Source organism: Hoeflea sp. EC-HK425, assembly GCF_902498795.1.
Taxonomy (GTDB): domain Bacteria; phylum Pseudomonadota; class Alphaproteobacteria; order Rhizobiales; family Rhizobiaceae; genus Hoeflea; species Hoeflea alexandrii.
The window spans coordinates 15,442-37,514 of sequence record NZ_LR701553.1; the positions used below are offsets into that span (position 1 = coordinate 15,442).

24 protein-coding genes and 1 pseudogene are annotated in these 22,073 nt (G+C 59.5%); 12 read left to right on the forward strand and 13 right to left on the reverse strand.

All coding sequences use genetic code 11. The features are described from left to right. Positions 1 to 22: 22 nt before the first annotated feature. The 6 genes and pseudogenes from SPHINGO391_RS00935 (at position 23) to SPHINGO391_RS00960 (ending at position 5,738) form a co-directional block, all read left to right on the forward strand. The gene (locus tag SPHINGO391_RS00935) at positions 23 to 1,372 is read left to right on the forward strand and encodes an NAD(P)/FAD-dependent oxidoreductase (RefSeq protein ID WP_152007178.1); all 1,350 of its coding nucleotides are present in this window, start codon (positions 23 to 25) and stop codon (positions 1,370 to 1,372) included. 59 nt (positions 1,373 to 1,431) lie between these two features. Then, positions 1,432 to 2,883 (forward strand): mercury(II) reductase, encoded by a 1,452-nt coding sequence (merA, locus tag SPHINGO391_RS00940; RefSeq protein ID WP_152007179.1) that lies wholly within the window; start codon positions 1,432 to 1,434, stop codon positions 2,881 to 2,883. A gap of 4 nt (positions 2,884 to 2,887) precedes the next feature. Then, on the forward strand, positions 2,888 to 3,247 hold the full coding sequence (locus tag SPHINGO391_RS00945) for a hypothetical protein (RefSeq protein ID WP_152007180.1): 360 nt from the start codon (positions 2,888 to 2,890) through the stop codon (positions 3,245 to 3,247). A 254-nt stretch (positions 3,248 to 3,501) separates the two neighbouring features. Further along, positions 3,502 to 3,729 carry a patatin-like phospholipase family protein gene (locus SPHINGO391_RS00950; RefSeq protein WP_193217144.1) on the forward strand — a complete coding sequence of 76 codons (228 nt, stop codon included), beginning with the start codon at positions 3,502 to 3,504 and terminating at the stop codon, positions 3,727 to 3,729. Positions 3,730 to 3,993: 264 nt separating this feature from the next. After that, a pseudogene (locus SPHINGO391_RS00955) lies at positions 3,994 to 4,485 on the forward strand (transposase); the annotation flags it as partial. 149 nt (positions 4,486 to 4,634) lie between these two features. Then, complete coding sequence (locus SPHINGO391_RS00960; RefSeq protein WP_152007215.1) at positions 4,635 to 5,738, forward strand: helix-turn-helix domain-containing protein; 1,104 nt, start codon at positions 4,635 to 4,637, stop codon at positions 5,736 to 5,738. A gap of 50 nt (positions 5,739 to 5,788) precedes the next feature. Here the strand turns inward: SPHINGO391_RS00960 and SPHINGO391_RS00965 are convergent, their stop codons facing one another. The 4 genes from SPHINGO391_RS00965 to SPHINGO391_RS00980 all read right to left on the reverse strand — a co-directional run bounded on the left by SPHINGO391_RS00965 (position 5,789) and on the right by SPHINGO391_RS00980 (position 9,576). Beyond that, positions 5,789 to 6,838 carry an LLM class flavin-dependent oxidoreductase gene (locus tag SPHINGO391_RS00965; RefSeq protein ID WP_152007181.1) on the reverse strand — a complete coding sequence of 350 codons (1,050 nt, stop codon included), beginning with the start codon at positions 6,836 to 6,838 and terminating at the stop codon, positions 5,789 to 5,791. Between the two features lie 31 nt (positions 6,839 to 6,869). Beyond that, the gene (locus SPHINGO391_RS00970; RefSeq protein ID WP_152007182.1) at positions 6,870 to 7,775 is read right to left on the reverse strand and encodes an NADP-dependent oxidoreductase; all 906 of its coding nucleotides are present in this window, start codon (positions 7,773 to 7,775) and stop codon (positions 6,870 to 6,872) included. A gap of 92 nt (positions 7,776 to 7,867) precedes the next feature. Further along, positions 7,868 to 8,635 carry an SDR family oxidoreductase gene (locus SPHINGO391_RS00975; protein ID WP_193217145.1) on the reverse strand — a complete coding sequence of 256 codons (768 nt, stop codon included), beginning with the start codon at positions 8,633 to 8,635 and terminating at the stop codon, positions 7,868 to 7,870. Between the two features lie 62 nt (positions 8,636 to 8,697). After that, a complete protein-coding gene (locus SPHINGO391_RS00980) occupies positions 8,698 to 9,576 on the reverse strand; it encodes an SDR family oxidoreductase (RefSeq protein WP_152007184.1) in 879 nt (292 codons plus the stop codon). 93 nt (positions 9,577 to 9,669) lie between these two features. Here SPHINGO391_RS00980 and SPHINGO391_RS00985 point away from each other — a divergent pair, with 93 nt between their 5' ends. Beyond that, entirely contained in the window at positions 9,670 to 10,116 is a 447-nt protein-coding gene (locus tag SPHINGO391_RS00985; protein WP_152007185.1) for a helix-turn-helix domain-containing protein, read from the forward strand. 128 nt (positions 10,117 to 10,244) lie between these two features. After that, complete coding sequence (locus SPHINGO391_RS00990) at positions 10,245 to 11,441, forward strand: multidrug effflux MFS transporter (protein ID WP_152007186.1); 1,197 nt, start codon at positions 10,245 to 10,247, stop codon at positions 11,439 to 11,441. A gap of 14 nt (positions 11,442 to 11,455) precedes the next feature. Here the strand turns inward: SPHINGO391_RS00990 and SPHINGO391_RS00995 are convergent, their stop codons facing one another. After that, positions 11,456 to 12,187, reverse strand: coding sequence for a metalloregulator ArsR/SmtB family transcription factor (locus SPHINGO391_RS00995; RefSeq protein WP_244615065.1), 732 nt, complete (start codon positions 12,185 to 12,187; stop codon positions 11,456 to 11,458). Positions 12,188 to 12,219: 32 nt separating this feature from the next. Here SPHINGO391_RS00995 and SPHINGO391_RS01000 point away from each other — a divergent pair, with 32 nt between their 5' ends. After that, the gene (locus SPHINGO391_RS01000; protein WP_152007187.1) at positions 12,220 to 12,822 is read left to right on the forward strand and encodes a superoxide dismutase; all 603 of its coding nucleotides are present in this window, start codon (positions 12,220 to 12,222) and stop codon (positions 12,820 to 12,822) included. Positions 12,823 to 13,180: 358 nt separating this feature from the next. After that, positions 13,181 to 13,840: an HAD family hydrolase gene (locus tag SPHINGO391_RS01005; RefSeq protein WP_193217146.1), complete on the forward strand. Its 660-nt coding sequence runs from the start codon at positions 13,181 to 13,183 to the stop codon at positions 13,838 to 13,840. A 127-nt stretch (positions 13,841 to 13,967) separates the two neighbouring features. Here SPHINGO391_RS01005 and SPHINGO391_RS01010 read toward each other — a convergent pair whose 3' ends face one another. The 5 genes from SPHINGO391_RS01010 to pcaD all read right to left on the reverse strand — a co-directional run bounded on the left by SPHINGO391_RS01010 (position 13,968) and on the right by pcaD (position 17,597). After that, positions 13,968 to 15,032 carry a 3-carboxy-cis,cis-muconate cycloisomerase gene (locus SPHINGO391_RS01010; protein ID WP_102855998.1) on the reverse strand — a complete coding sequence of 355 codons (1,065 nt, stop codon included), beginning with the start codon at positions 15,030 to 15,032 and terminating at the stop codon, positions 13,968 to 13,970. Positions 15,033 to 15,102: 70 nt separating this feature from the next. Next, entirely contained in the window at positions 15,103 to 15,708 is a 606-nt protein-coding gene (gene pcaG / locus SPHINGO391_RS01015; RefSeq protein WP_076626049.1) for a protocatechuate 3,4-dioxygenase subunit alpha, read from the reverse strand. 1 nt (position 15,709) lies between these two features. Next, entirely contained in the window at positions 15,710 to 16,438 is a 729-nt protein-coding gene (gene pcaH, locus SPHINGO391_RS01020; RefSeq protein WP_076626050.1) for a protocatechuate 3,4-dioxygenase subunit beta, read from the reverse strand. After that, entirely contained in the window at positions 16,438 to 16,818 is a 381-nt protein-coding gene (gene pcaC / locus SPHINGO391_RS01025; protein ID WP_076626051.1) for a 4-carboxymuconolactone decarboxylase, read from the reverse strand. Before pcaC ends, pcaH begins: the two co-directional genes overlap by 1 nt. Next, positions 16,815 to 17,597: a 3-oxoadipate enol-lactonase gene (gene pcaD / locus SPHINGO391_RS01030; protein WP_096705153.1), complete on the reverse strand. Its 783-nt coding sequence runs from the start codon at positions 17,595 to 17,597 to the stop codon at positions 16,815 to 16,817. The genes pcaC and pcaD overlap by 4 nt, the downstream gene beginning before the upstream one ends. Before the next feature lie 54 nt (positions 17,598 to 17,651). Between pcaD and SPHINGO391_RS01035 the strand changes: the two genes are divergently transcribed. After that, positions 17,652 to 18,590: a LysR substrate-binding domain-containing protein gene (locus SPHINGO391_RS01035; protein ID WP_193217147.1), complete on the forward strand. Its 939-nt coding sequence runs from the start codon at positions 17,652 to 17,654 to the stop codon at positions 18,588 to 18,590. Positions 18,591 to 18,595: 5 nt separating this feature from the next. On the opposite strand, the gene pcaF is transcribed toward SPHINGO391_RS01035, so the two are convergent. From pcaF to SPHINGO391_RS01050, 3 genes are read right to left on the reverse strand one after another with little or no spacing between them, the layout of a single operon-like run. Then, a complete protein-coding gene (pcaF, locus tag SPHINGO391_RS01040; protein ID WP_076626053.1) occupies positions 18,596 to 19,795 on the reverse strand; it encodes a 3-oxoadipyl-CoA thiolase in 1,200 nt (399 codons plus the stop codon). Beyond that, positions 19,792 to 20,487, reverse strand: coding sequence for a 3-oxoacid CoA-transferase subunit B (locus tag SPHINGO391_RS01045; protein WP_007803189.1), 696 nt, complete (start codon positions 20,485 to 20,487; stop codon positions 19,792 to 19,794). Before SPHINGO391_RS01045 ends, pcaF begins: the two co-directional genes overlap by 4 nt. Continuing rightward, positions 20,487 to 21,206, reverse strand: a complete 720-nt coding sequence (locus tag SPHINGO391_RS01050; protein WP_102855997.1) for a 3-oxoacid CoA-transferase subunit A — start codon at positions 21,204 to 21,206, stop codon at positions 20,487 to 20,489. The genes SPHINGO391_RS01045 and SPHINGO391_RS01050 overlap by 1 nt, the downstream gene beginning before the upstream one ends. A 105-nt stretch (positions 21,207 to 21,311) precedes the next feature. Here SPHINGO391_RS01050 and SPHINGO391_RS01055 point away from each other — a divergent pair, with 105 nt between their 5' ends. Further along, the gene (locus SPHINGO391_RS01055) at positions 21,312 to 22,070 is read left to right on the forward strand and encodes an IclR family transcriptional regulator C-terminal domain-containing protein (protein ID WP_008335451.1); all 759 of its coding nucleotides are present in this window, start codon (positions 21,312 to 21,314) and stop codon (positions 22,068 to 22,070) included. The last annotated feature ends 3 nt before the right edge of the window (positions 22,071 to 22,073 follow it).

Genomic DNA, 22,073 nt, shown 5'->3' on the forward strand with positions numbered 1-22,073 from the left:
AAGCCAGGTGGGAAAGCAGAATATGAAGAGTAGTTACGACCTTATCGTGATCGGCGGTGGAACCGGCGGCAATGGCGTCGCCCGGATGGCGGCGAATGCCGGCTGGAATGTGGTCAGCATCGACAGCGAGCCCCATGGCGGCACCTGCGCATTGCGCGGCTGCGACCCCAAGAAGATGCTGATCGCGGTCACCGAGGGCGTCGAGTGGGCGGAAAACATGAAAGGCAAGGGCCTGGAGGCGCAGCCTGCGGTCAACTGGCCCGACATGATCGCCTTCAAGCGCACCTTCACCGACGCTATGCCACCACGCATCGAAGGCGGGTTGCAAAAGGCGGGGATCGACGTCTTGCACGGGCAGGCACGGTTCACCGGCCCCGATACGATCGAGTTGAACGGCGAGACCCTGACCGCGAAGCATTTTCACATCGCCACCGGCGCGCGGCCGATGACGCTGAACATCCCGGGCGAAGAGCATCTGACCACCAGCACCGAGTTCCTGGAACTGCCTGAGCGACCGAACCGCATCGCCTTTGTCGGCGGTGGCTTCATTGCCATGGAATTCGCGCATATCGCCAAACGCTCTGGCGCAAGCGAAGTCACAGTGCTGGAGATGATGGAACGCCCCTTGGGTCCTTTCGATCCCGACCTGGTCGTAATGCTTGTCGAGGCGACCGAAGAGCTGGGCGTCGATCTGCGCACTAAGGCAAAGGTAGCCAAGATCGAGAAACAGGGCGACGAGTTTGTTGTCACGGTGGAACGTCCCGAAGGCATCGAAACGATCACTTGCGATCTGGTTGTGCATGGCACCGGCCGCGTGCCCAATATCGACGGTCTGAACCTCGAGGCCGCCGGCGTCGAATACTCACGCCGTGGCATCAAGGTGAGCGACGCAATGCGCACCACCAACCCAGCCATTTTCGCGGCCGGCGACTGCGCCGACAGCGGGCTGAACCTGACCCCGGTCTCGGCGGCAGAGGGACGCGTCGCGGGCAAGAACCTGCTGGCCGGAAAAGACGCTCGCGAGGTCAAATACCCGCCGATCCCGTCTGTTGTCTTCACCCTGCCGATGGTTGCCACCGTAGGCTTGTCGGAAGCGGCGGCCAGGGAGCAGGGTCTGACGTTCGACACGCATTTCGAGAAGACCGAGGGCTGGTATTCGTCGCTGCGCGTCGGCGCGAAACACACCGGATTCAAGGTCCTTGTCGAACAGGGCAGCGGGCAAATACTCGGCGCGCACCTGATTGGGCCAGGAGCCGAGGAGCAGATCAATCTTTTTGCCATGGCCATGGGTGCCGGGCAGACCGCAAATCAGATCAAGGCGATGATTTTCGCTTATCCCAGTTACGCCTCCGACATCGGTTCGATGGTGTGAAACGAAATTTGACCGGTCCACAAGGACGGCGCCGGTTGTCAGGAAAAAAGGAAATGAAAATGGACCAGACCGTCAAGGCACATGATTGCTGCTCGACCAAAGAAACCAGCAGCGACAGCTATGACCTGATCGTCGTCGGTGCGGGCTCTGCCGGGTTCTCGGCTTCGATCACTGCAGCTGAAGCCGGAAAGCGGGTGGCGCTTGTCGGGCACGGCACCATTGGCGGCACCTGCGTGAATGTCGGCTGCGTCCCGTCCAAAGCCATGATCCGCGCCGCCGAAGCGGTGCATAGTGGCGCATCCGCTGCCCGATTCCCTGGCGTCTCGCCATGTGAACATGCCGTGGACTGGCCAACCGTGGTGAAAGGCACCGCCGATCTGGTCGAGGAGATGAGGCACAAGAAATACATCGACCTGCTGCCCGCTTATGAGAATGTCACCTATATCGAGGAAGGTCCGGCGCGGCTGGTCGACGGCGGCGTGGCGGTTGCCGGACGGATCATTTCCGCCCCGCGCGTTCTAATCGCCACCGGCTCGCGCCCGCACACGCCCGATATTGACGGCATTGAGTCGGTGGATGTGCTGGATTCCACCGACCTTTTGACCCTGCCCACGCGCCCCGAGAGCATCATGGTGCTGGGCGGTGGCTACATCGGCTGCGAACTGGCACAGATGGCCTCACGGCTGGGCGTGAAGGTCACGCTGGTGACCCGCTCGCGCCTGTTGCCCGGCGCCGAGCCCGAGGTGGCCGAGGCACTGACCGACGCGCTGAAAGCCGAAGGCATCGCGGTCGAGACCGGCTTGGCCTACGTTTCGGTGGCGCAGGAATCGGGCGGCGTCACCCTGACAATCAAACGGGATGGCAAGACCGAAGCGCTTGCCGCCGAGCGGCTGGTCGCGACTACCGGCCGGGTAGCCAACTCTGACGGGCTGGGGCTGTCTGAGATGTGCATCGAGACCAATGCGCGCGGCTCGGTCAGGGTTGGCCCAGACATGGCTACCACACGGCCAGGCGTCTGGGCGGCTGGCGATGTCACGGACCGGGATCAGTTCGTCTACATGGCGGCCTACGGTGCCAAGGTGGCGATCAACAACGCGCTAGGGCTTGAGCCGATGCGCTATGACAATGCGGCGATGCCCTGGGTCGTGTTCACCGACCCGCAGGTGGCCGGCATCGGCCTTTCGGAGGCTGAGGCCAAGGCGGCCGGGCACGAAGTCAAAACGAGCGTGATCACGCTCGACAATGTCCCGCGCGCCGCGGCGGCCCGCGACACCCGCGGCGTGATCAAGCTGGTGGCCGATGCCAAGACCGACCTCCTGCTGGGCGGCCAGATCGCTGCACCGGAGGGGTCGGACACCATCCAGACACTGGCCATGGCGCTCAAGTTCTCCATGACCACCAAGGCGCTCGGCGAGACGATCTTCCCATATCTGACCACGGTCGAGGGGCTGAAGCTCGCCGCGCAGACCTTCGACAAGGACGTGGCCAAGCTCAGCTGCTGTGCGGGGTGAAGCCGTGGAGCCGACCGAAAAATTTGATTTCTTGTCGACAATTCCCGGTGCGTTGATCGCTTGGGGCTTGCCCATTGCGGCGATGATCTTGGCGATCGGTGTCCCGCATCCTGTCAAGACTTGGATTTGGGTCGGCGCGCTGGTCTGGATGGGGAGCGCCTGTTTGTGGAATGCCCGCCGGTGCAAGCGGCGCCATTGTTTCTGGACTGGACCGTTTTTTCTGGCAATGACGCTGGCGGTGCTGGCCCACGGATATGGCCTTGTGGACTTGGGTAGCCAGGGGTGGAGATGGCTTGGTGCGGCAATCGGACTTGGGGCGTGGGGCATCACCGCTATCACAGAGCGCGAGGGGAAATATCACTGAGCAATCCGAAGGAGCGAAAATGAAAAATGATGGTGACAAAGGCTCATTGGCGGGGCTGATCGCGCTTAAACTTGTGTGCTGCGGCGGGCTGTTGCTGGCCACCGGGGCATTCTCGCTTGGCGGACTCTTGGCGATGATAGATCAGCCTGCGGTCAAAATTGGAGGCGTGCTCCTCCTGGTTTTGGCGGCGGGCTGGTTTTTGCTGCGGGCGCTTTCGAACAGATCCGCCCACAGGTCACAGAACGAAGGCGGGCATGCCCATGAACACCGCCGAGACATTGCCTGACGGTGACGCCAACCGGGTCTCTTTGACCCGCGGCGACACGGCGCTTGTCCTTTGTGGTGGCGGCGGCCACGGGGCGCTGGAAGTCGGTTTTGCCCGCGCCCTGTCGGATCTTGGCATCGGGTACGACCGAATCCTCGGAACCTCGATCGGTGCGGTGAATGGTGCGTTTCTCGCCGGTGGTGTCGCTTGGCATTAAATTGTAAGAATGCGCCGAATTGGCCCAAATTTGGCATTTAAATTTGAGAATATTGGCAGTCCGATTCTCAAATTAAATGGTTCTTCCTCAAAGTCTGTGGTTAACGGAGTGTTAGCGTCACAGTTGCTATCTGCGGTGATGCAAACGAAATCGAAATGGTCGCCCGGCCCGGGGGTCAGAGTTCTGGGTGTCACCCTTAAGGATGAAGAAAATTGGGTTGTTTCCGCCGCTGCGAAACCCATCGGCATTTGCCCGGATTGCGGTATGCGAAGTCGGCACAGGCATGGTTGGCACAACCGCTGCCTCCGGGACTTGCCTGTTCAGGGTCAAGTGGTGAAAGTCAAACTCTCGCTGATCCGGTGGCAGTGTAGACACCGGAAATGCCAGCGGCGAACGTTCACAGATCGTTTGCCCAAGATTGCTTTGCCCTATGCGCATCGAACAATGCGGATGGCCGAGATCGTAGGTTTGGTTGGGCACAAGATGGGCGGTCGCCCGGCCGAAAACTTGATGCATCGGCTGGGCATGCCGATCAGTGACGACACGATCTTGCGGCAATTGAAGCGCAACGTTGGTGCCTCAAGGCAAGATAATGATATTCGAGTTGTTGGCATTGATGATTGGAGCTGGCGGCAGTCCTCGCACTACGGCACCATCATGGTCGATCTCGAACGCCGAACAGTCGTCGATGTTCTGGACGATCGTAGCGTCGAGAGCGCAAAGGCATGGTTGCAGGAACGTCCTGCTATTGAGGTATACTCCATCAGCGATCTTGCCGAACTCTTCTCAGTTTCGAGGCCAACTGTATACAGGACGTTGCAACGGACAGAACGCCAAATCAGCCCTTAACGTAGGATCCTGCCCCCTCCGGCATCAGACCCGAATATGTTCCTATTTTGCTCATTATGCAGCGTCATCCCTATATTTTAGAAGCCGGTAGCGAAGAGTCCGAGTGCGGAATCTACGATCCGGAGCCAATTCAAGATGACGACCTCTGGTTCATGCCTGCCAGTTTTAGTGGGGAAGCTGACGACCTCGCGCCTCCGCTCCCCCGGGCAGATCACTCCAGGCTCATTGATGTTGACGCATGGCGTGAGGCGGAGGCCAGTCTTGCCGTATCATTGGCTAAGGTCGCGGCGAAGCTTGGGGCCCTCGACGAAAGATTGCGCCGGGCCCCAGAGGGCTGGCGGCACCGGCTCGCGCTGATCGAAGCATCTGGCGTGAGCTGGCTTGGGACCGAACGGATCTCGGCGGAGCGCCTGTCACTTTGGCGGGCCATGCGGCTCAGTGGCGTCCAGGAAGACAACCAGGCACTCGCGCGGGCCGATTGGGCCTGCCGCCGACTGACGGCCGGGCCAATGCCCGACGTGACGTCGGCTGAGAGTGTCATGGACTTCCTGGGTCGCCAGGAACCCGCTGAGGTGGATCATATTCTTCATCCTTCCGGTGAGCCGATCGGCGACCAGTTGGCCGCATGGTGCGAAGAAATGAACCGGGCCGGGGACCTGCATCCGATCAGTCGTGCCGCATTTGGGCAATACCTGTGGGGGCCAACCGGCCTGCTGGCTCATGTGCCAGGCGCAGAGATGGAGGCAGCAGTACTTTCTGCGAGGATCGCCACCGACGGGTTGACGGGCGGGGCGGTGTTCCTGCCGCTGGCGGGTGGCGGGCTGTCTGGGCTCCGTCGCGTCGGAAATCCGGCGGAGCGGCTTCGGCGGTTTTTGAAGGGGGCAGAGGCGGCGATACTGGCTACGCTGCGACATCTCGATCAGCTTGAGGCGTGGCAAGGCAGGGCGTCGCACGCGCTGAAAGGCCGATCGGGACGCACGCCGAAGCGAATGGTTGAAGTTCTCTCCGAATGGCCGCTGGTTTCCGCGCCGATGGCAGAAGAAATAACCGGGGCCAGCCGGGCGGCCCTTCAACGCAATCTCAATGATATGGCTCAGATGGGACTCATCCGCGAAATCACCGGGCAGGGCCGATACAGAGTGTGGTGCGCACTTGTATAAAAAGGTGTTCCCTGGAACGAACCCCGGGCCTGACTGCCAAATCCGAAGGCCTAACCGGCCACCTTCGCGAGCCCCCGGCGTATTTCCGGAATGACGTTTGCGCCGAGAATCTCGATGGCCTCCAGCATGGATCGGTGGTCGATAACGCCCACACCGAATTGAAGCAGGATCCGGTCAAAACGCAAGACCTCATGTGCGGCGAGAATTTTCTCGGCCAATTGCGAGGGGCCACCGGTAAAATAGCCGCCATTGGGACCGGAAAACTTCTCGAACATCTCGCGGCTCTGCATGGGCATGCCGCGTTCGCGGCCGAGTTTTCCCATCTTCGCCGAATGCGCTGGATAGTAGATGTCCAGCGCGGATTTCATGCTGTTATGCACAAAACCATGGGCTGTCAGCGATGTCTTCAGGCGCAGTGCCCTATGGCCCGCCTCATGCCCGGCCTGGTGATAAAGCTGGAACATCGGCGCGACACGCTTCCATTCGCCGCCCAGAATCAATGCCATCGCCATCGGCAGTCCCATGGTGCCGGCCCGCATGGCCGATTGCGGCGTGCCGCCAACCCCCAGCCAGATCGGCAGTTGCAGCTGAACCGGCCGCGGATAAACACCGAGCCCATCGAGAGGCTGGGTGTGGGCGCTCCCCGGCCAGTTTGCGTGCTCGGCCTTGTTGATCTCCAACAGCATGTGCAGCTTTTCGATGAACAGATCATCGTAGTCGTACATGTCATAGCCAAAGAGTGGGAAGGATTCAGAGAACGCCCCCCGCCCGGCGATGATTTCGGCGCGACCATCGCTCAGACCATCCAGCGTGGCGAATTGCTGAAACACCCGCACCGGGTCATCGGAACTGAGCACCGAGACCGTGCTGGTAAAGCGGATGCGCTTTGTCTGTGTCGCCGCGGCGGCGAGGGCAACCGCGATAGAGGAGACGGCGTAATCGTCCCGGTGATGTTCGCCGAGTCCGTAGACATCAACCCCGACCTGATCGGCCAGAGTGATCTCTTCGACGATGTTGCGCAGGCGTTCGGGCGCGCCAACGACCTGCCCGGTAACCGGGTTGGGACCTATATCGCCAAAGGTAAAAAGCCCGATTTCCATTGCGGTTCGCTCGATTGTTCCAGGGTCCGGCTCAGCTTATCGCAATAATGAGCTTGCCGGTTACACGGCCCTCAGCGCTGAGTTCATGGGCTGGGCCGACCTGATCCAGGGAGAAGGTTCTTTCGATGCGTAGATCCAACGCGCCCTCGGAGTAGAGCCGCGCTGCCTCCTGTAGCGCCTGTTCCGGCTGTGCCTGCGGGGTGGGCGAGAATTGGGCACCATATTCGGGGGCGGAGAAATCGACGATTGAGATAACCCGCGACGCCTCGCCGGTGATTTGGATCAGTTCGGGAATGTTGCCCGCGCCGACCAGGTCGAGGGTCGCGTCGATCCCTTCTGGCGCAAGGGTCTTCAGCCGGTCGGCGAGCCCGGGTTCGTAGGTGGTCGGCGTTGCTCCGAGACCGCTCAGATAGTCATGCTTGGCTGCGCTGGCTGTGCCGATGACGGTGATCCCGCGCGCCTTAGCGAACTGGACCGCGACCGAACCGACGCCGCCAGCCGCGCCGGAAATCAGGATCGTCTCGCCCGCCTTGGCTCCGACATAGTCGAGGCTGCGAATGGCGGACTCCGAAGCGACTGTCATCCCTCCAGCCACGTCAAAGGGCATCGCATCAGGTTTGGCCGTCCAGTAGTTCAGCACTGCATAGTCCGCGAATGTGCCGATACCTGCACCAAAAACGGCATCGCCCACGGCCACGCCGCTCACGCCTTCACCAACCTCATCGACCATTCCGGAGGCTTCGAACCCCACGCCAGCGGGAAACTCAACGGGCATGAAATCCTTGAAATACCCGGCCCGGATCTTCCACTCCGCCGGATTTACCCCGGCTGCGCGGACCGCAATCCGCACCTGGCCGGGCCCGGCATGGGGTTCGTCAACTTCGACCAGTTCAAGGACTTCAGGTCCGCCGAACTCATTGAATTTGATTGCTTTCATTGCCGTCTTCCTTAATTTACTCGCGAGCGGGACTATCAATTTCTATGTGGTTTGCCAGGTCGGCATTTTGTCAACTTTGATCCGTAGGCCTTTCACCCGGGGTAGACTTTCAGCGCGACCAGGGTCTCCAACATCTGGCTCTTGTCGTAGGAAACGAAATCGACGCCGGTCACTGCCGGATCGGCAGCGATTGCGGCGGAAACCAGCCCAACTTCCCCATTCGCAACCCAGTTCGGATCAACGTGTTCGCGTGCACGTGTAACCACTGGGCCAAGGACCTGCGACGCGACGCGAAGCCGGTCACCAAGTTCAGCGGTCAGCACCTTGCGCATCATTAAAAGCGCCGCCTGCTGCATGTTGATAATCGACGCGCCGGGCACCGGCATCTGGGCGCTTCCCCCGAGGATCAACTGGTAGGTTCCAGATTGCGGCAGATGGGGAACCCAAGCGCGAACCGTCGCAACATGGGCGCTACTTACGCTGACAAAGAAGCTCTGCCAGTCTTCGTCCGAGATTTCCCACAGGGGGTTTTTCTGCCACCATCCGCCGATCGATGCAACGATATCCGTAACCGGGCCGAATTCACTGATGATGCGCTTGGCCATCTCCTCAGCGTCTTCGAAGCTGGCGGAGTCGCCGGATACAAAATCCACCCTTCCCGGACCTTCGAGATCCGAAAGGATTCCTCGCAGCTCATCAATCTTGCGATCGGTTCTGGACGGAACGACGACATGCGCACCAGATTTCACCCATGCGCGAATTATCCCCTCGCCAACATCTCCGGTTCCTCCGGCAATGACCACACGGCGGTGACCTAAATCGGGATAGCGGGCTTTTGCCAAATCAATAGTCTCAGCCAAATTGAGCGCTCCTGTTGCTTGTAGCAGTCAGGCAAGGCCCGATGCTTGTTCGAGTTATTCGTTCAAAGTGCCTTCACAGCGGCGCGGACCGTTTCGGCCCAGGGGGTTGTCGGGCGCCCGATCAACTTTTGAAGCGTGTGGCTTTCATCCTTCAACGCACCCTTGGCTGCATTGGCGTCGCTGTCAGCAAGGAGCGCGGCAATCGGGGCGGGCAGGCCGGCGCTTTCCAAAGCGCCAGCAAATTCTGCCTCGCTCATATCAACATAGGCGACGGGCTTACCGGCCGCCGAAGAGATCACCTCGACAAACTCGGCCATCGTGTAGCTTTCGTCCCCGGCCAACTCGTAGATCGCCCCGGACTGAAGGGTATCGGCGGCCAAAACGGCAACGTCGCCTTCTGCATAGTCTTGACGGGTCGCACTTGAGAACAACCCGTCGCCAGCCGCGCCGAGATAGGCTCCATGTTCGAGCGCGGGCGGGATCGAAGCGGTCTGGTTCTCGGTATACCAGCCATGGCGCAGGAAGGCGTGAGGCAGGCCGGAGGCCTTGATCGCCGCTTCGGTTTCGCGGTGGTCGGCGGCAAGTCCGATGCTGTTCGTCTCGGCCCTGAGAACCGAGGTATAGGCAAGAAAGCCAACACCGGCAGCCACAGCGGCATCAACCGCATTCTTGTGTTGCTCGGCACGTCTGCCCATTTCGGAAGCGGAGATCAGGAGCATCCGGTCGATGCCCTGAAAGGCCTGCTCGAGCGATGCGCGGTCGTCGTAGTCGCCGATGCGCACTTCAACGCCGTGCGCTTCCAGAGCGGCGGCCGCGTCGGGTCTGCGCACAAGGGCCACGACGTTCTTGGCCGGAACCTTGCCGACCAGTTCGGCAACGACTAGCGCGCCGAGTTGGCCCGATGCACCTGTGACGAGGTATTTTGCCGTCTGATCCGCCATGACGTGTCCTTTGCTTTGATTCTGGTATACATATGAGGTATGGTCTCTTTCAGTTACCTACTGTTTCTCAGCATTGGAAGAAGGCAGATGCAAATGACCAGGGAACACAAAAGTAACCCTGCTGATGTGCTCGATGACCTCATCAGGCATTTCGAGACCAGTCCGGAAGGTGGCATTGATACGGCAAGTTGTCCGGTCCGCGATGTGCTGGACCGTATCGGAGACAAATGGTCGGTTCTGATCCTGACGCTGCTCGCTCGTGAGCCAAAGAGGTTCAGCGCATTGAACAGGGTTGTCGGTGACATCTCCAAGCGGATGCTGACCCAGACGCTGCGCTCGCTGCAGCGCGACGGCCTGGTTGAACGGACCGTCTACCCGACGACACCTCCGATGGTCGATTATCGCCTGACGGATCTTGGCCGGTCCGCGCTCGAACCTCTGGCCGGGCTGATTGTCTGGGCCGACCGAAGCCATGACCAGATCCGCCAGGCGCGTGAGGCGTTTGACCATAAGGGAGAGGATATTCCCCTGGTTTCCTAGGGTCCGGGCCCCTGCCTTCAATGACCTGTCAGGTTTGTCACGGTCGACACACCGGATGAGCCAGTCCTCGGGTCAACACATATGTCGATCGCCCCAAACGAACGGGCCGCCCTGGAAAGGTTCCTTTCATGCGCAGTTTCTATCTCACGGCCCTCGTCCTGGGCCTGCTGACCGCGGTCGGCCCGCTGGCGATCAACATGTATCTGCCCGCGCTTCCAGTCATCGAGGATGTCTTTGACACCGACACGGCGACCGTTCAGCTAAGCCTTCTTTCGTTCTTTGTCTCCATGTCACTGGCTCAGCTCATCTATGGCCCGCTTTCGGACATGTTCGGCCGCAGGCTGCCGCTATTCATCGGTCTGACACTCTATCTGCTGGGGGCGGTCGGTTCCGCGCTGGCCCCGGACATTCAATGGCTGATCGCCGCGCGTGCGCTTCAGGGGCTGGGCGCAGCAGCGGGAATGGTGATCGCGCGTGCCGTCATTCGAGATCTCTATACCGGCCCTCAGGCCGCGCAGCTCATGGCCACGCTAATGCTGGTGGTCAGTATTGCGCCGGTCCTCGCTCCGCTGGCGGGAAGCGCTGCGCTCGCCGCAGGTGGTTGGCGCACGATCTTCTGGTCGATGGCGGCGGCGGCCATCGCGGCGCTTGTGCTTCTGACCACCGCGCTCAAGGAGACCCGCCCCCCCGAGCAGCGCGGCGACAGCAGCCTTGCACGCTCGCTCCGGGACTACGCAAGCCTTCTGCGCGAACCGAGGTTTCTCGGCATCGTCTTTGTTGGCGCGTTCGGGTTGGCCAGCTTCATGGCCTATGTGGCGAACTCGTCCTTTATCCTGATCGAGTACTATGGACTGAGCCCGACGCAATACAGCCTCGCCTTTTCGATCAACGCCGCAGGGTTTATCGGCGTCGCCCAACTCAACGGGTATCTGAGCCGACGCTTCGGGCTGGGGCCGATGATCCGGTTTGCGACGGCGGCGAATGTGGCTGTCATGCTGCTGCTGCTGATCACGGAGCTGGCCGGGATCGCAACGCTGCCGGTGATGATTGTCCTGCTTCTATGCGGCTATGCGTTTCTGGGTCTCGTCGTGCCGGGCACGGCGGTGCTCGCTTTGGAAGATCATGGAGAAAAAGCCGGAACGGCGTCGGCGCTGATGGGTGCGCTGCAATTCATGACGGCGACGGTCATGATCGGGATTGCGGGCGCATTCTTTGACGGCACGCCCATTCCGATGATCGTGGCCATCGCAGCCTGTTCCGTGATCGCTTTTGCTCTGGCGATGCTTTCTGTACCTCGAAAGGAGGCGCAGATCCCCGCTGAATAGGGTGTCGGCGCCGGTCAGGCTGCGCCAGCGGCCACCTTCCCGATCCGGTAGGTGCAACGGCGGCCACCACTCACGATATGCTCGACCCGCTCGATGGCGGTACCAGGGCCCAGAACCTGCTCAAAAACCGCTTGTTCCGACCGGCAGAAACCTTGACAGAAACGCGCGGCAGCGCAGATCGGACAGTGGTTTTCGACAAATAGGAACGTCCCGTCACCGGCATCCTCGAAACTCGCCATATAGCCTTCGTCAGAGCGCAGTTCAGCCAGTCTGGCGACGCGCTCCTTCAGGCTGCCGCATCCCACCATGGCGGCTTCGTATTGTGCCCGTGTCCTGGTCTCTCTGGCCGAGATAACCCGATCCAGGGCCTCCGCACCCAACTCGTCCTGAATGCTGCTCAGGATTTCAACGGTTAGCCCGGCGTGGGTATTCGGAAACCGTGCCTGCCCCTTTTCGGACAGGTGCCAGTAGGTCGATGGACGGCCTCGGCTCGCACTGCGCCGCTCTTCGCGGACCAGCCCGTCATTCGAGAGCTTCATGAGCTGCTGGCGCGCGCCCTCACCGGTAATCCCAAGCCGTTCGCCGATCTGCGACGAGGTCAACGCGCCCTGCATCTTCAGGGTCATCAGGATGCGCTCCGACGGTGCACGTGGTGCATCCGGGTATTTTTCCAAATGATCGCTTGACATATTGGCCGGATTGTTTTTCAAAGTCTTCACTTGTTTAATTACCCGCTCACGTACCATGACGCAAGCCGGACCCGATAAGGAGAGACATGATGGCCTTTGAATTGCCCGCCCTAACCTACGACCACGCAGCCCTTGCCGCGCGGGGGATGAGCCAGGAAACGTTGGAATTGCATCACGACAAGCACCATCAAGCCTACGTCACCGCGCTCAATGGCTTTGTGGACGCGAACGCCGACCTGCAAGGCAAGACGTTGGAAGAAATCATCGCGCTCACCTATGGCGATGCCGATCGTGCGCCCGTGTTCAACAATGCGGGCCAGCACTGGAACCACATTCATTTCTGGAACGCACTTTCGCGTGCGGGTGGCGGCATCCCGGGTAAACTCGAAGGCAAGATTGTCGATGCCTTCGGTTCGGTCGAGCAATTCAAGGCCGATTTCAAGACCGCAGCCAACGGTCAGTTCGGCTCCGGCTGGGCGTGGCTGATCCAGAAATCTGATGGCACATTGGCCGTCACCAAAACACCGAACGGCGTGAACCCGCTGGCTACAGGAGAGGGCACGACGCTGCTGGGCCTCGATGTCTGGGAACACAGCTACTACGTCGACTTCCGCAACCGGCGGCCCGACTATGTGACCAACTTCCTCGACAACCTGGCGAATTACGAATTTGCCGAAGCCAACCTCGCCTGAACGCGAGTCGGTCTCGGCGTCGGGGCCCAGTTTGAAACAGGCTTTCTGCGTTCCGAGTCGGCTCGACAATTCGATGCGTATCGGCCATTTCTTGATCTCAAACTCAAGAGAAGACCAAGTGAATACTCTTCTCGGATCTCACGTCAGACTTATGTAGGGCCTCCTTCAGTTGCCTTCCTCAAAAAAAGGCCTGGGGACAGCCGGCTCAAGCGAAGGAGAGTCACCAATTAGTGACCTCGCGACGGCGCATGGCAGAACGTTTGGAGGTGGGTGACACCGGGTGTAGCGCGGCTTATAGCATGAAATCGTCCAAGCAGTTTGGGCGATTATTCTCAAACAAGGAGGACGGGAACTGGATTTGCCAATTTCGCGACGCGCACCGAAACTCGTGATTTTTGACTGTGACGGTGTGCTCGTAGACTCCGAGCCGACCTTCAATCGCGTGCTGCACGCTTATTTGCTTTCTACTGGCGCAAGCTTGTCACTCGTTGAATGCCACGGCTTGTTCGTCGGCAAGAGCAGACATGATGTCGAACGTTATGTGAGCGAAAGGGGATTGCGCCTTCCTGCGAAATGGCCACACGACTTCTACGACAGAGTTCTCGAAGCCCTCGGAAAGGAGGTCCAGCCGATCCCGGGCGCCCGTGAGGCGGTGACGTTGATTTCGTCGGCTGGCATTCCGCTCTGCGTAGCCTCAAATGGGCTTCTGGCAAAGATGCGTGTCACACTGGAACGGTCGGGTCTGCTTCCCTGGTTCGAAGGAAATATGTTTTCGGCTTATGATGTCGGCGCCAGCAAACCCGCGCCCGATGTGTTTTTGCATGCGGCCGAAATGAATGGCGTTGCGCCAGAGGATTGCGTGGTAGTCGAAGATAGCATGAGCGGATTCGAGGCGGCCTCCAACGCTGCGATGACCTGTTTTGCCTACCTCCCGAAGACAGCTTTGAATCCAGAGAACGTCTTCGGTGCGCGACGGCTAACCGATATGGCTGACCTGCCGAAACTGTTGGGGCTTTGAGTGGTCAATCCATAGACGGCAACCAGCTTCGCATGGACCGGACGACGTATACCCGGCTGCAAATCTCCATCGGAACAAACAAAGTTTGTGACCTGCGAAGGAACACGGCCATCAAACAAGATAGTTGTTAAATTTTTGTATCCGCTTCACCAATTCTTGTTATTGATTGACTGAGCGAGCAGCATGCACCCAACCCCCTCGCGGTTGCCATCAGCATTTGGGGGAGGACCATCCACTCCAAAGCCCAGGCTGCACCCGACCGTTCCTGTTCATGGATCAAGGCATGATGCATAGCCGAGACCTGTACCGAATTGAACCGTGCCAACGTCACCAAGAGCTCGGCAGCAATCGGGTTGTTCTTGTGAGGCATGGCGGACGAGGTACCACCTCCTGAAATCGCGATCGCACCGATGCCTTGCTGCGCCATGAGGGCGATGTCCTGCCCAATCTTGCCTAGAGTGCCAGAAATCATTGAAAGCAGAGACGCATATTCCACAATCCCGTCACGCATCGTGTGCCAGGCCTTTTTAGTCGGCGCAAGATCGAGCTGGTTGGCGACATCGGCGACAACTTCATCCGCCTTATTTCGGAGAGCCTTGCGGTCGCCGGAGGCCCCGCCAATCTGTACCCGCTCGATACGGGGACGGATTTGATCCAGCCGCACCCGATGCTCGGCCAAAGGCAGGCGCCAGGGTAGAACCCGATCACGTACCTTGATCACCGTGGCGGCCTGCATTCTTGTGCGCCCCATTAACGGTTCATCCCCGAACCGCTCTTCTAGCTCCTTGAGGAATTTCTCCAATTCAATCAATCTGTTGGTGATGAGCAATGAAGCCTCTCGCAGAACCAGGACTGTCGTGGTGTCGACCACATCCTGAGAAGTAGCGCCCATGTGGACGGCTTCTTCAGGTGCGATAGCCTTAAGCTGTTTGACCAGACTCGGCACCGGCAGACCATCCTGCGCCGTACCTTTGGTAAGATCGGTTAGATCGGGTTTGGCAACTTCGATTGCTTGTGCAGCTGTCTCGGCCAGAGTTGCGTCAATCAGTCCTGCCCGGCCACAGGCCCGCGACCATGCCGCCTCGAAGGCGAGCATGTGCTGAAGATGCCGTTCCGGAGAGAGGATCGCTGCCATAGCGTCATCGCCGAACAGACCGGATAGCCACGGACTCTCAAACACTGAAGCGCTCATAGCGAGCTCCTTATGGTGCGCCGAAAGCGCGGGATGACCAATCTATATGATTCCGCTTTTCCCGATCTGGTCAGATGTCGAGGAAAACCGTCTCGCCCTCGCCCTGTAGTCGAATGTCGAAGCGGTACTTGCCGTCGCCGGTTTTCTTGGCGATCAGGGTATTCACCCGTGGTCGCTGTTCGATTCGGATCAGCAACGGGTCATTGGCGTTGTCCTCGTCTTCGAAATAGATCCGGGTATTGAGACCTACGTTAATCCCACGTGCGACGACCCAAAGGGAAATATGAGGCGCGCTCTCGACTCCACCGCGCCCCTGGTAAGAGCCAGGTTTGACTGTGCGCAAGGTAAACTCGCCGCTTTCCGCGTCGGCCGCAAAGCGGCAATGGCCTGTAAAGGCCGGATCGGCGCTTTTATCGCCCGGAAACACGCCCCCAGCATCGCATTGCCAGCTCTCGATCAACGCATCTCGCATCGCCCAGCCGGTGCCGTCAAATACGGAGCCAACGATCTCAACGATCTCACCCTTGGCCTTGCTTTCATCCAGAAAAGGCGTGGTGCCAATCTCTTCGTCATAGTATCCTGCGTTTCCCGCATAGGTAGGCATCAGGCCGATATGGACATAAGGGCCCGCCGTTTGCGAGGCGCTTTCGATCAGTGTTTCAAGTTTCTGAACCATTTCACATGCCCTCCAGCTTGTTTTCAAACATGGTCTGACGGCGACCCCGCAAAACAATGTCAAATTTATAGGCGAGAAAATCGAGTGGGCGCGATTTCGAGAAATCGAGCGGCGCGACCAGCCGGTCGAGCTGGCTGCGATCCTTGATGGTCGCGGCGATCGGGCAGTGATTGATGAGCGGATCGCCCTCGAAATACATCTGCGAGATTAACCTTTGGCCGAAGCTGTGGCCAAATATCGAAAAGTGGATGTGCATCGGACGCCAGTCATTGGCACGGTTAGGCCAGGGGTAAGCCCCTGGACGAATGGTCAAGAATTCGTAGTATCCGTTTTCATCCGTGATGGTCCGACCGCAGCCGCCGAAATTTGGGTCGAGCGGTGCGAAATAGGTGTCTTTCTTGTGCCGGTAGCGCCCACCCGCATTAGCCTGCCAGATCTCTATTAGCGCGTTCGGTATCGGGCGGTTCATCTCGTCCAGCAAGCGGCCATGCACCAGGATGCGTTCGCCCACGGCGGGAGCAGCACCCTTTGTCCAGTTCAAGATCAGGTTGTTGTCGAGCGCGCCGAGCTTCGTGTGGCCGAATCTCGGACCAGTCTCTTCCGAGGGAGTGCTCTCCATCGAAAGCAACGGCAGGAAGGGCGAGCGCGCGACGCTCGTTTTGTAGCCAGGATCATAGGGCTCGGGGTGGATCGCGCGGTTGCGCGGAATCAGTGGTCCATGGTCAGTCATTAGATACTTTCCTCCATTTCCGCATAAGTCTGCTTGGCCAGCTTTAGCGCGTGGTTGGCTTTCGGCACGCCAGCATAGATCGCGACGTGTTGCAGCGCCTCGGCGACATCCGCTTTCGAGGCACCGGTATTGGCGGTAGCCCGGATATGCATTGGAATTTCCTCGAAATTTCCTGTCGCGGCCAGCAGTGCGAGGGTCAACATCGAGCGTTCGCGTCGGGTGATCCGCTCCGACGCCCAAACAGTTCCCCATGCGCTTTCGGTGATCAACGACTGAAACGGCAAGTCGAATTCGGTCTTGCCTGCCTCTGCCCGGTCCACATGGGCCTCGCCCAGCACCTCGCGGCGCACTTGCATGCCTTTGTCGAACGTCTCTGTCATGGGATGATCCTTTCCACGAAATTCATCAGGGTGTGGGCAAATACCTTTGGCTGCTCTACCGCAGGAAGATGGCCGGAGCGGTCGAACATGACTAAATCGGAGCGGGGCAGGGCGGCGGCGAGCTTTTCGACCACGTCCGGCGGCGTCGCCTGATCGTGATAGCCGCCGATCACCAGCGCGGGCTGGGTGATCTCGCGAAGGCGGTCGGTGATGTCGGTGCCGGCGATCGCCGCGCAAGTGGCTATATAGCCTTCCGTATCTGTCCGGGTGAGCAGCGCCCGCCACAGATCGGTTTCAAGAGTCGCAAGCATATCGGGGCCGAACCACCGCTGTAGGATGCCGTCTGCCATTGCCGCCATGCCATTAGTGCGTACACCCTCGATCCGACTCAGCCAGCTATCCGCATTTCCCAGCATTGGGGCGGTATTCGAAAGCACCAAGCCGATCACCCTATCCGGCGCCATGAGCGCGATGTGCTGCGCGATCAGGCCGCCGATGGAGCAACCGACGATCACCGCCTGAGCGAGACCGATATGGTCCATCGCGGCCAGCACGTCCTCGGCCAGCTCTGGAATGCCATATCCCTGCGGCGCGGTACTGCTCAGCCCGTGACCGCGCTTGTCCATGCGCAAGTTCGACCAGCCCGCGGGTAGAAGCGCGACGACATCGTCCCACATCCGCAGGTCTGTGCCGAGCGAATTGATGAAGACAAGCGCGACACCTTCGCCGTCAGTGGCGCGCAGATGCGTGGTGCCCCAATCGCGTTTCAATGCCTGCATGGTATCCTCCTGCCGATAATTTGGCATAACTTTTCCCTTTACAAAAATATGATCTTGGCCAAAAACTATAACCAAATGGATATACCTAATGGTCTGAAACTGCGCCATCTCGAAGCTTTCCTGACCGTTGCTCAAGCCGGAACAATCTCTGCTGCGGCGCGGCAACGGAACGTGTCGCAGCCGGCACTGTCAAAAACGATCTCGGAACTGGAGGGGCTGCTTGGCGCGCATCTCTTCGAGCGTACAGGGCGGCGGGCCGTCTTAACCCCGGCAGGAGAGAATTTTCGTGCTCATGCCCGCGCCGCGTTGCAAAGCCTCGAGGCAGGGGTGCGCGACCTGTCGGGGCAGGTGGCGGCGGGGCTGGTGAAGGTTGGGTTGCTGCCGACCGTGGCCGGTGGGTTCTTCCCCTCGGTCGCTCTTGCATTCTCGCAGGCGCGCCCGGATGCGCGGATCGGTATAATCACTGGGCCGAACCACTACCTGCTCGAACGACTGCGCGGCGGCAAGATTGACCTTATGGTCGGGCGCATGCCACGGGCAGCCGACATGGCAGGCCTGTCTTTCGAGTATCTCTATGACGAGCCGATCTTGCTGGTGGCGCGCGCCGGACATCCAGCGCTGGATCTGCCGGTGACCGACGCTCTGCTACGCTATCCCCTCATCCTGCCCAACCCCGGTGCGATCATTCGTCAGAGCGTGGATCAATACCTTGCCGCGATGGGGTTATCCGATCTCACACCGGTGTTCGAGACGGTGGCCCTGCCGGCGGCGCAAACGCTTCTCGAAGGTTCTGAGATGCTCTGGTTCATCTCGCGCGGCGTCGTGGCGCGGGAAATTGCGCGCGGCAGCCTTGCTGCGCTCGATCTAAAGTCGGATTACATGGCCGGGGCGGTTGGTCTGACACGCAAGTTCACGTTCGACGAAGACAGCCATGCCGATCTGCTGGCGCGGCTTCTGCACCGGCGGGTTGAAGAGGATTGCGCCCGTCGTTGAGCCAGTCAGACGGCTTCTAGCGCAATAGCAATACCCTGTCCTACACCGATACACATTGTGGATAGCGATTTCTCACCAGGCTTGAGGTCAAGCATCGCGGTGCCAGTAATCCGCGCACCCGACATGCCCAGCGGATGACCCAACGCGATTGCCCCGCCATTGGGGTTCACACGCACGTCATCATCAGCAATCCCAAGATTACGCAACGTGGCGAGGCCCTGCGAGGCGAAAGCTTCGTTAAGCTCAATCACTGCGAACTCCTCTTGGCGCAGGCCAAGACGCGCCAGAAGCTTTCTCGAGGCCGGAGCCGGGCCGAAGCCCATGATGCGCGGCGCCACGCCGGCGGTCGCCCCGCCGAGCACTCTGGCGATCGGCTTAAGCCCATGCTTTTCGGCAGCTTCTTTCGTCGAAAGGATCAAAGCGGCAGACCCGTCATTCACGCCAGAGGCGTTGCCCGCTGTCACAGTGCCATCGGCTTTCACGAAGGGCCGAAGCTTTTTCAGGCCTTCGTATGTAGTCGTGGAACGCGGATGCTCGTCGGTGTCGATGACCAGAGGGTCACCTTTGCGCTGCGGGATCGTAACCGGCACGATCTCCTGGGCCAAACGGCCATTGACTTGGGCTTTGGCCGCTTTCTGCTGCGAGCGCAAGGCGAAGGCATCCTGATCGGGGCGCGAGATGCCAAAATCTTCGGCCACATTCTCTGCCGTCTCGGGCATGCTGTCGACGCCATATTGTTCCTTCATCAGCTTGTTAACGAAACGCCAGCCGATAGTGGTGTCGTGGACCTCATTGGCCCGCGAGAAGGCGGAGGTGGCCTTGGGCATCACGAATGGCGCGCGCGACATGCTCTCTACCCCTCCGGCGACAAGCAGCTCGGCCTCGCCGGATTTGATCGCCCGAGCTGCAGTGATGACCGCATCCATACCCGAGCCGCAAAGTCGGTTCATCGTCGTACCCGGCACCGTCTCGGGATAGCCTGCGAGAAGCAGCGCCATGCGGGCGACGTTGCGGTTGTCTTCGCCAGCCTGATTGGCGCAGCCGAAGATCACCTCGTCGATCGCGGCAAGGTCGAGGCCCGGATTGCGCGCGGCAATGGCCCGAAGCGGAATCGCGGCAAGGTCGTCAGCGCGGACGGAGGAAAGCGCACCGCCAAAGCGGCCGATTGGTGTGCGGATGTAGTCGCATATGTATACGTCAGTCATGAGATTCCCTCGGGAACATTGAGTTCGGCAACTTCGCCAACAATGTGCAACGTCGCGCCAGTCACCGCCTGCAAGGCGTCCAAAGTGATGCCCGGCAGTTTTTCACGAAGCACGAATTTGCTATCTTCGATGTCAATCACGGCCAGAGAGGTGTAGACGCGGGTCACGCACCCGACGCCTGTCAGCGGGAAAGTACAGGCCTCGACCAGTTTCGGGCCGCCATCCTTGGTTACATGGTCAGTTACAACCGCCACACGCTTGGCCCCATGCACAAGGTCCATTGCTCCACCCACGGCCGGCACGCCTTTGGTGCCTACGCGCCAGTTCGCCAGATCGCCGTTCTGGGCGACCTGATACGCGCCAAGAACGGCCAGATCGAGGTGGCCACCGCGCACCATCGAAAAGCTGTCGGCATGATGGAAAAAGGATGCACCGGGCTTCAATGTAATCGCCTTTTTGCCCGCATTAATAAGATCCCAGTCTTCCTGTCCCTCCGCAGGGGCTTTTCCGAATCCCAGCACGCCGTTCTCGGTATGATAGGTTACATCGCGGCCATCGGGCTGGAACTTGGCGATCATCTCGGGAAATCCGATACCGAGGTTCACATAGGAACCATCTTCGATATCCTGAGCGGCACGCCACGCGATCTGCGCGTTCGTCAGTTTGTCTTCCATTAAATTGAAACCGGACATCAGTAGACCACCCCCCTACGCACGAGTACTTCTTCTTGTTGAGGCGCGGGAACCTCGACAATCTTGTCGACGAAGATTCCGGGGGTAACTACCGCCTCAGGATCGATGGAGCCGGGTGCGCGGAGGTTGGAGACCTGCGCAATCGTGCGATCGGCAGCCATCGCCATCAACGGATTGAAGTTCCGGCCAGCCAAACGATAGGTAAGGTTGCCGGTCTCGTCACCATCATGGCCTTTGATCAGGGCGAAGTCGGCCTTCAACCACAACTCTTGCACGTACATCTTGCCGTCGAACGTCTCTGTCGGCTTGCCTTCGGCAAGCTCGGTACCAAAAGAAGTTGGTGTATAAAAAGCGGGAATGCCTGCTCCGCGCGCGCGAATGCGTTCGGCCAATGTACCCTGCGGGATCAAATCGAGCTCGATTTCGCCTGCCAGGTATTTTTCGTTGAATGCCTCGGCGTTGGAGCTGCGCGGGAAAGAGCAGATCATCTTCCTGACCATCCCCGCTTTGATCATCGCGGCGATTCCGATCGCGCCGTTTCCCGCGTTATTGTTTATCACGGTAAGATTCTTGGGGCTGCCGGTGGCACGAAAGCGGTCGATTAAAGCGTGGATCAGTTCGATCGGGGCTCCGGAGCCTCCAAAGCCACCGATCATAACCTGTACGCCATCGGGGATATCCGCAACCGCGTCAGCGAGGCTGGGCGATGTTTTGTTCATCAGGATCCTCCTTAGATACCCTTCGAAATATCCCTAGATTACCGCCGTAGCGAGTAAAAAGTTCATATATTGATCTTTTTTCAACATGTGTATATCAGCGTTCGCATGTTGAACAATCCCACCGACTACATCGCCTCGCTCGCCAAGGGGCTGAAAGTGATCGAAGCCTTCGGACCCACATCCCCGCGTCTTTCGATATCCGAAGCTGCCGTCGCCAGTGGCTTGGATCGCGCTGCTACGCGACGCGTACTGTTGACGCTCCACCGCGAAGGTTACGCCGACTATGACGGTAAGTTTTTTACTCTTACCCCGCGCATCCTACGGCTCGGAGTGGCCGCACTTGCTTCCCTACCGCTCTCGCAGATTGTCCAACCTTGGCTTGACCAACTCTCCGAGCAAATTGGTCAAAGCTGTTCCGTGGCACTGCTCGATGAGACCGAGATCGTGTATATCGCGCGCGCGGCGCAGAAACGTGTGATGTCCATCGGGCTCATGCCTGGGTCACGACTCCCCGCCCATTGCACCTCGATGGGAAGGGTTCTGTTGGCTGCGCTGCCTCGCGAAGAGGCTGACCTGCTTGTCAGACGCTCGGACCTTACCCCGCGGACCAAGTTCTCAATACTCGACCCAGTTCAGACCTTGTGCCGGATCGATGCTGCGAGAGAGGACGGATATGCATTTGTGGACCAGGAAGTGGAAACGGGTTTACGGTCAATCGCTGTTCCGCTGAATGATCGCAAGGGATTGACCGTCGCTGCTCTCAATATCGGTTTGTCGTCTGCCGGCTGGACACCGAAGCAGACGATTGAAACATACTTGCCGCACTTGCTTGGCGTCCAATCGGCCCTCGGGCGGGTTCTCTGATTG

Coding starts and splice junctions, on each gene's coding strand:
- SPHINGO391_RS00935 (WP_152007178.1), top strand. CDS start 23: ATGAAGAGTAGTTACGACCTTATCGTGATCGGCGGTGGAACCGGCGGC.
- merA (WP_152007179.1), top strand. CDS start 1,432: ATGGACCAGACCGTCAAGGCACATGATTGCTGCTCGACCAAAGAAACC.
- SPHINGO391_RS00950 (WP_193217144.1), top strand. CDS start 3,502: ATGCCCATGAACACCGCCGAGACATTGCCTGACGGTGACGCCAACCGG.
- SPHINGO391_RS00960 (WP_152007215.1), top strand. CDS start 4,635: ATGCAGCGTCATCCCTATATTTTAGAAGCCGGTAGCGAAGAGTCCGAG.
- SPHINGO391_RS00965 (WP_152007181.1), bottom strand. CDS start 6,838: ATGGAAATCGGGCTTTTTACCTTTGGCGATATAGGTCCCAACCCGGTT.
- SPHINGO391_RS00970 (WP_152007182.1), bottom strand. CDS start 7,775: ATGAAAGCAATCAAATTCAATGAGTTCGGCGGACCTGAAGTCCTTGAA.
- SPHINGO391_RS00980 (WP_152007184.1), bottom strand. CDS start 9,576: ATGGCGGATCAGACGGCAAAATACCTCGTCACAGGTGCATCGGGCCAA.
- SPHINGO391_RS00985 (WP_152007185.1), top strand. CDS start 9,670: ATGACCAGGGAACACAAAAGTAACCCTGCTGATGTGCTCGATGACCTC.
- SPHINGO391_RS00990 (WP_152007186.1), top strand. CDS start 10,245: ATGCGCAGTTTCTATCTCACGGCCCTCGTCCTGGGCCTGCTGACCGCG.
- SPHINGO391_RS00995 (WP_244615065.1), bottom strand. CDS start 12,187: ATGGTACGTGAGCGGGTAATTAAACAAGTGAAGACTTTGAAAAACAAT.
- SPHINGO391_RS01000 (WP_152007187.1), top strand. CDS start 12,220: ATGGCCTTTGAATTGCCCGCCCTAACCTACGACCACGCAGCCCTTGCC.
- SPHINGO391_RS01010 (WP_102855998.1), bottom strand. CDS start 15,032: ATGAGCGCTTCAGTGTTTGAGAGTCCGTGGCTATCCGGTCTGTTCGGC.
- pcaG (WP_076626049.1), bottom strand. CDS start 15,708: ATGGTTCAGAAACTTGAAACACTGATCGAAAGCGCCTCGCAAACGGCG.
- pcaH (WP_076626050.1), bottom strand. CDS start 16,438: ATGACTGACCATGGACCACTGATTCCGCGCAACCGCGCGATCCACCCC.
- pcaC (WP_076626051.1), bottom strand. CDS start 16,818: ATGACAGAGACGTTCGACAAAGGCATGCAAGTGCGCCGCGAGGTGCTG.
- pcaD (WP_096705153.1), bottom strand. CDS start 17,597: ATGCAGGCATTGAAACGCGATTGGGGCACCACGCATCTGCGCGCCACT.
- pcaF (WP_076626053.1), bottom strand. CDS start 19,795: ATGACTGACGTATACATATGCGACTACATCCGCACACCAATCGGCCGC.
- SPHINGO391_RS01045 (WP_007803189.1), bottom strand. CDS start 20,487: ATGTCCGGTTTCAATTTAATGGAAGACAAACTGACGAACGCGCAGATC.
- SPHINGO391_RS01050 (WP_102855997.1), bottom strand. CDS start 21,206: ATGAACAAAACATCGCCCAGCCTCGCTGACGCGGTTGCGGATATCCCC.
- SPHINGO391_RS01055 (WP_008335451.1), top strand. CDS start 21,312: ATGTTGAACAATCCCACCGACTACATCGCCTCGCTCGCCAAGGGGCTG.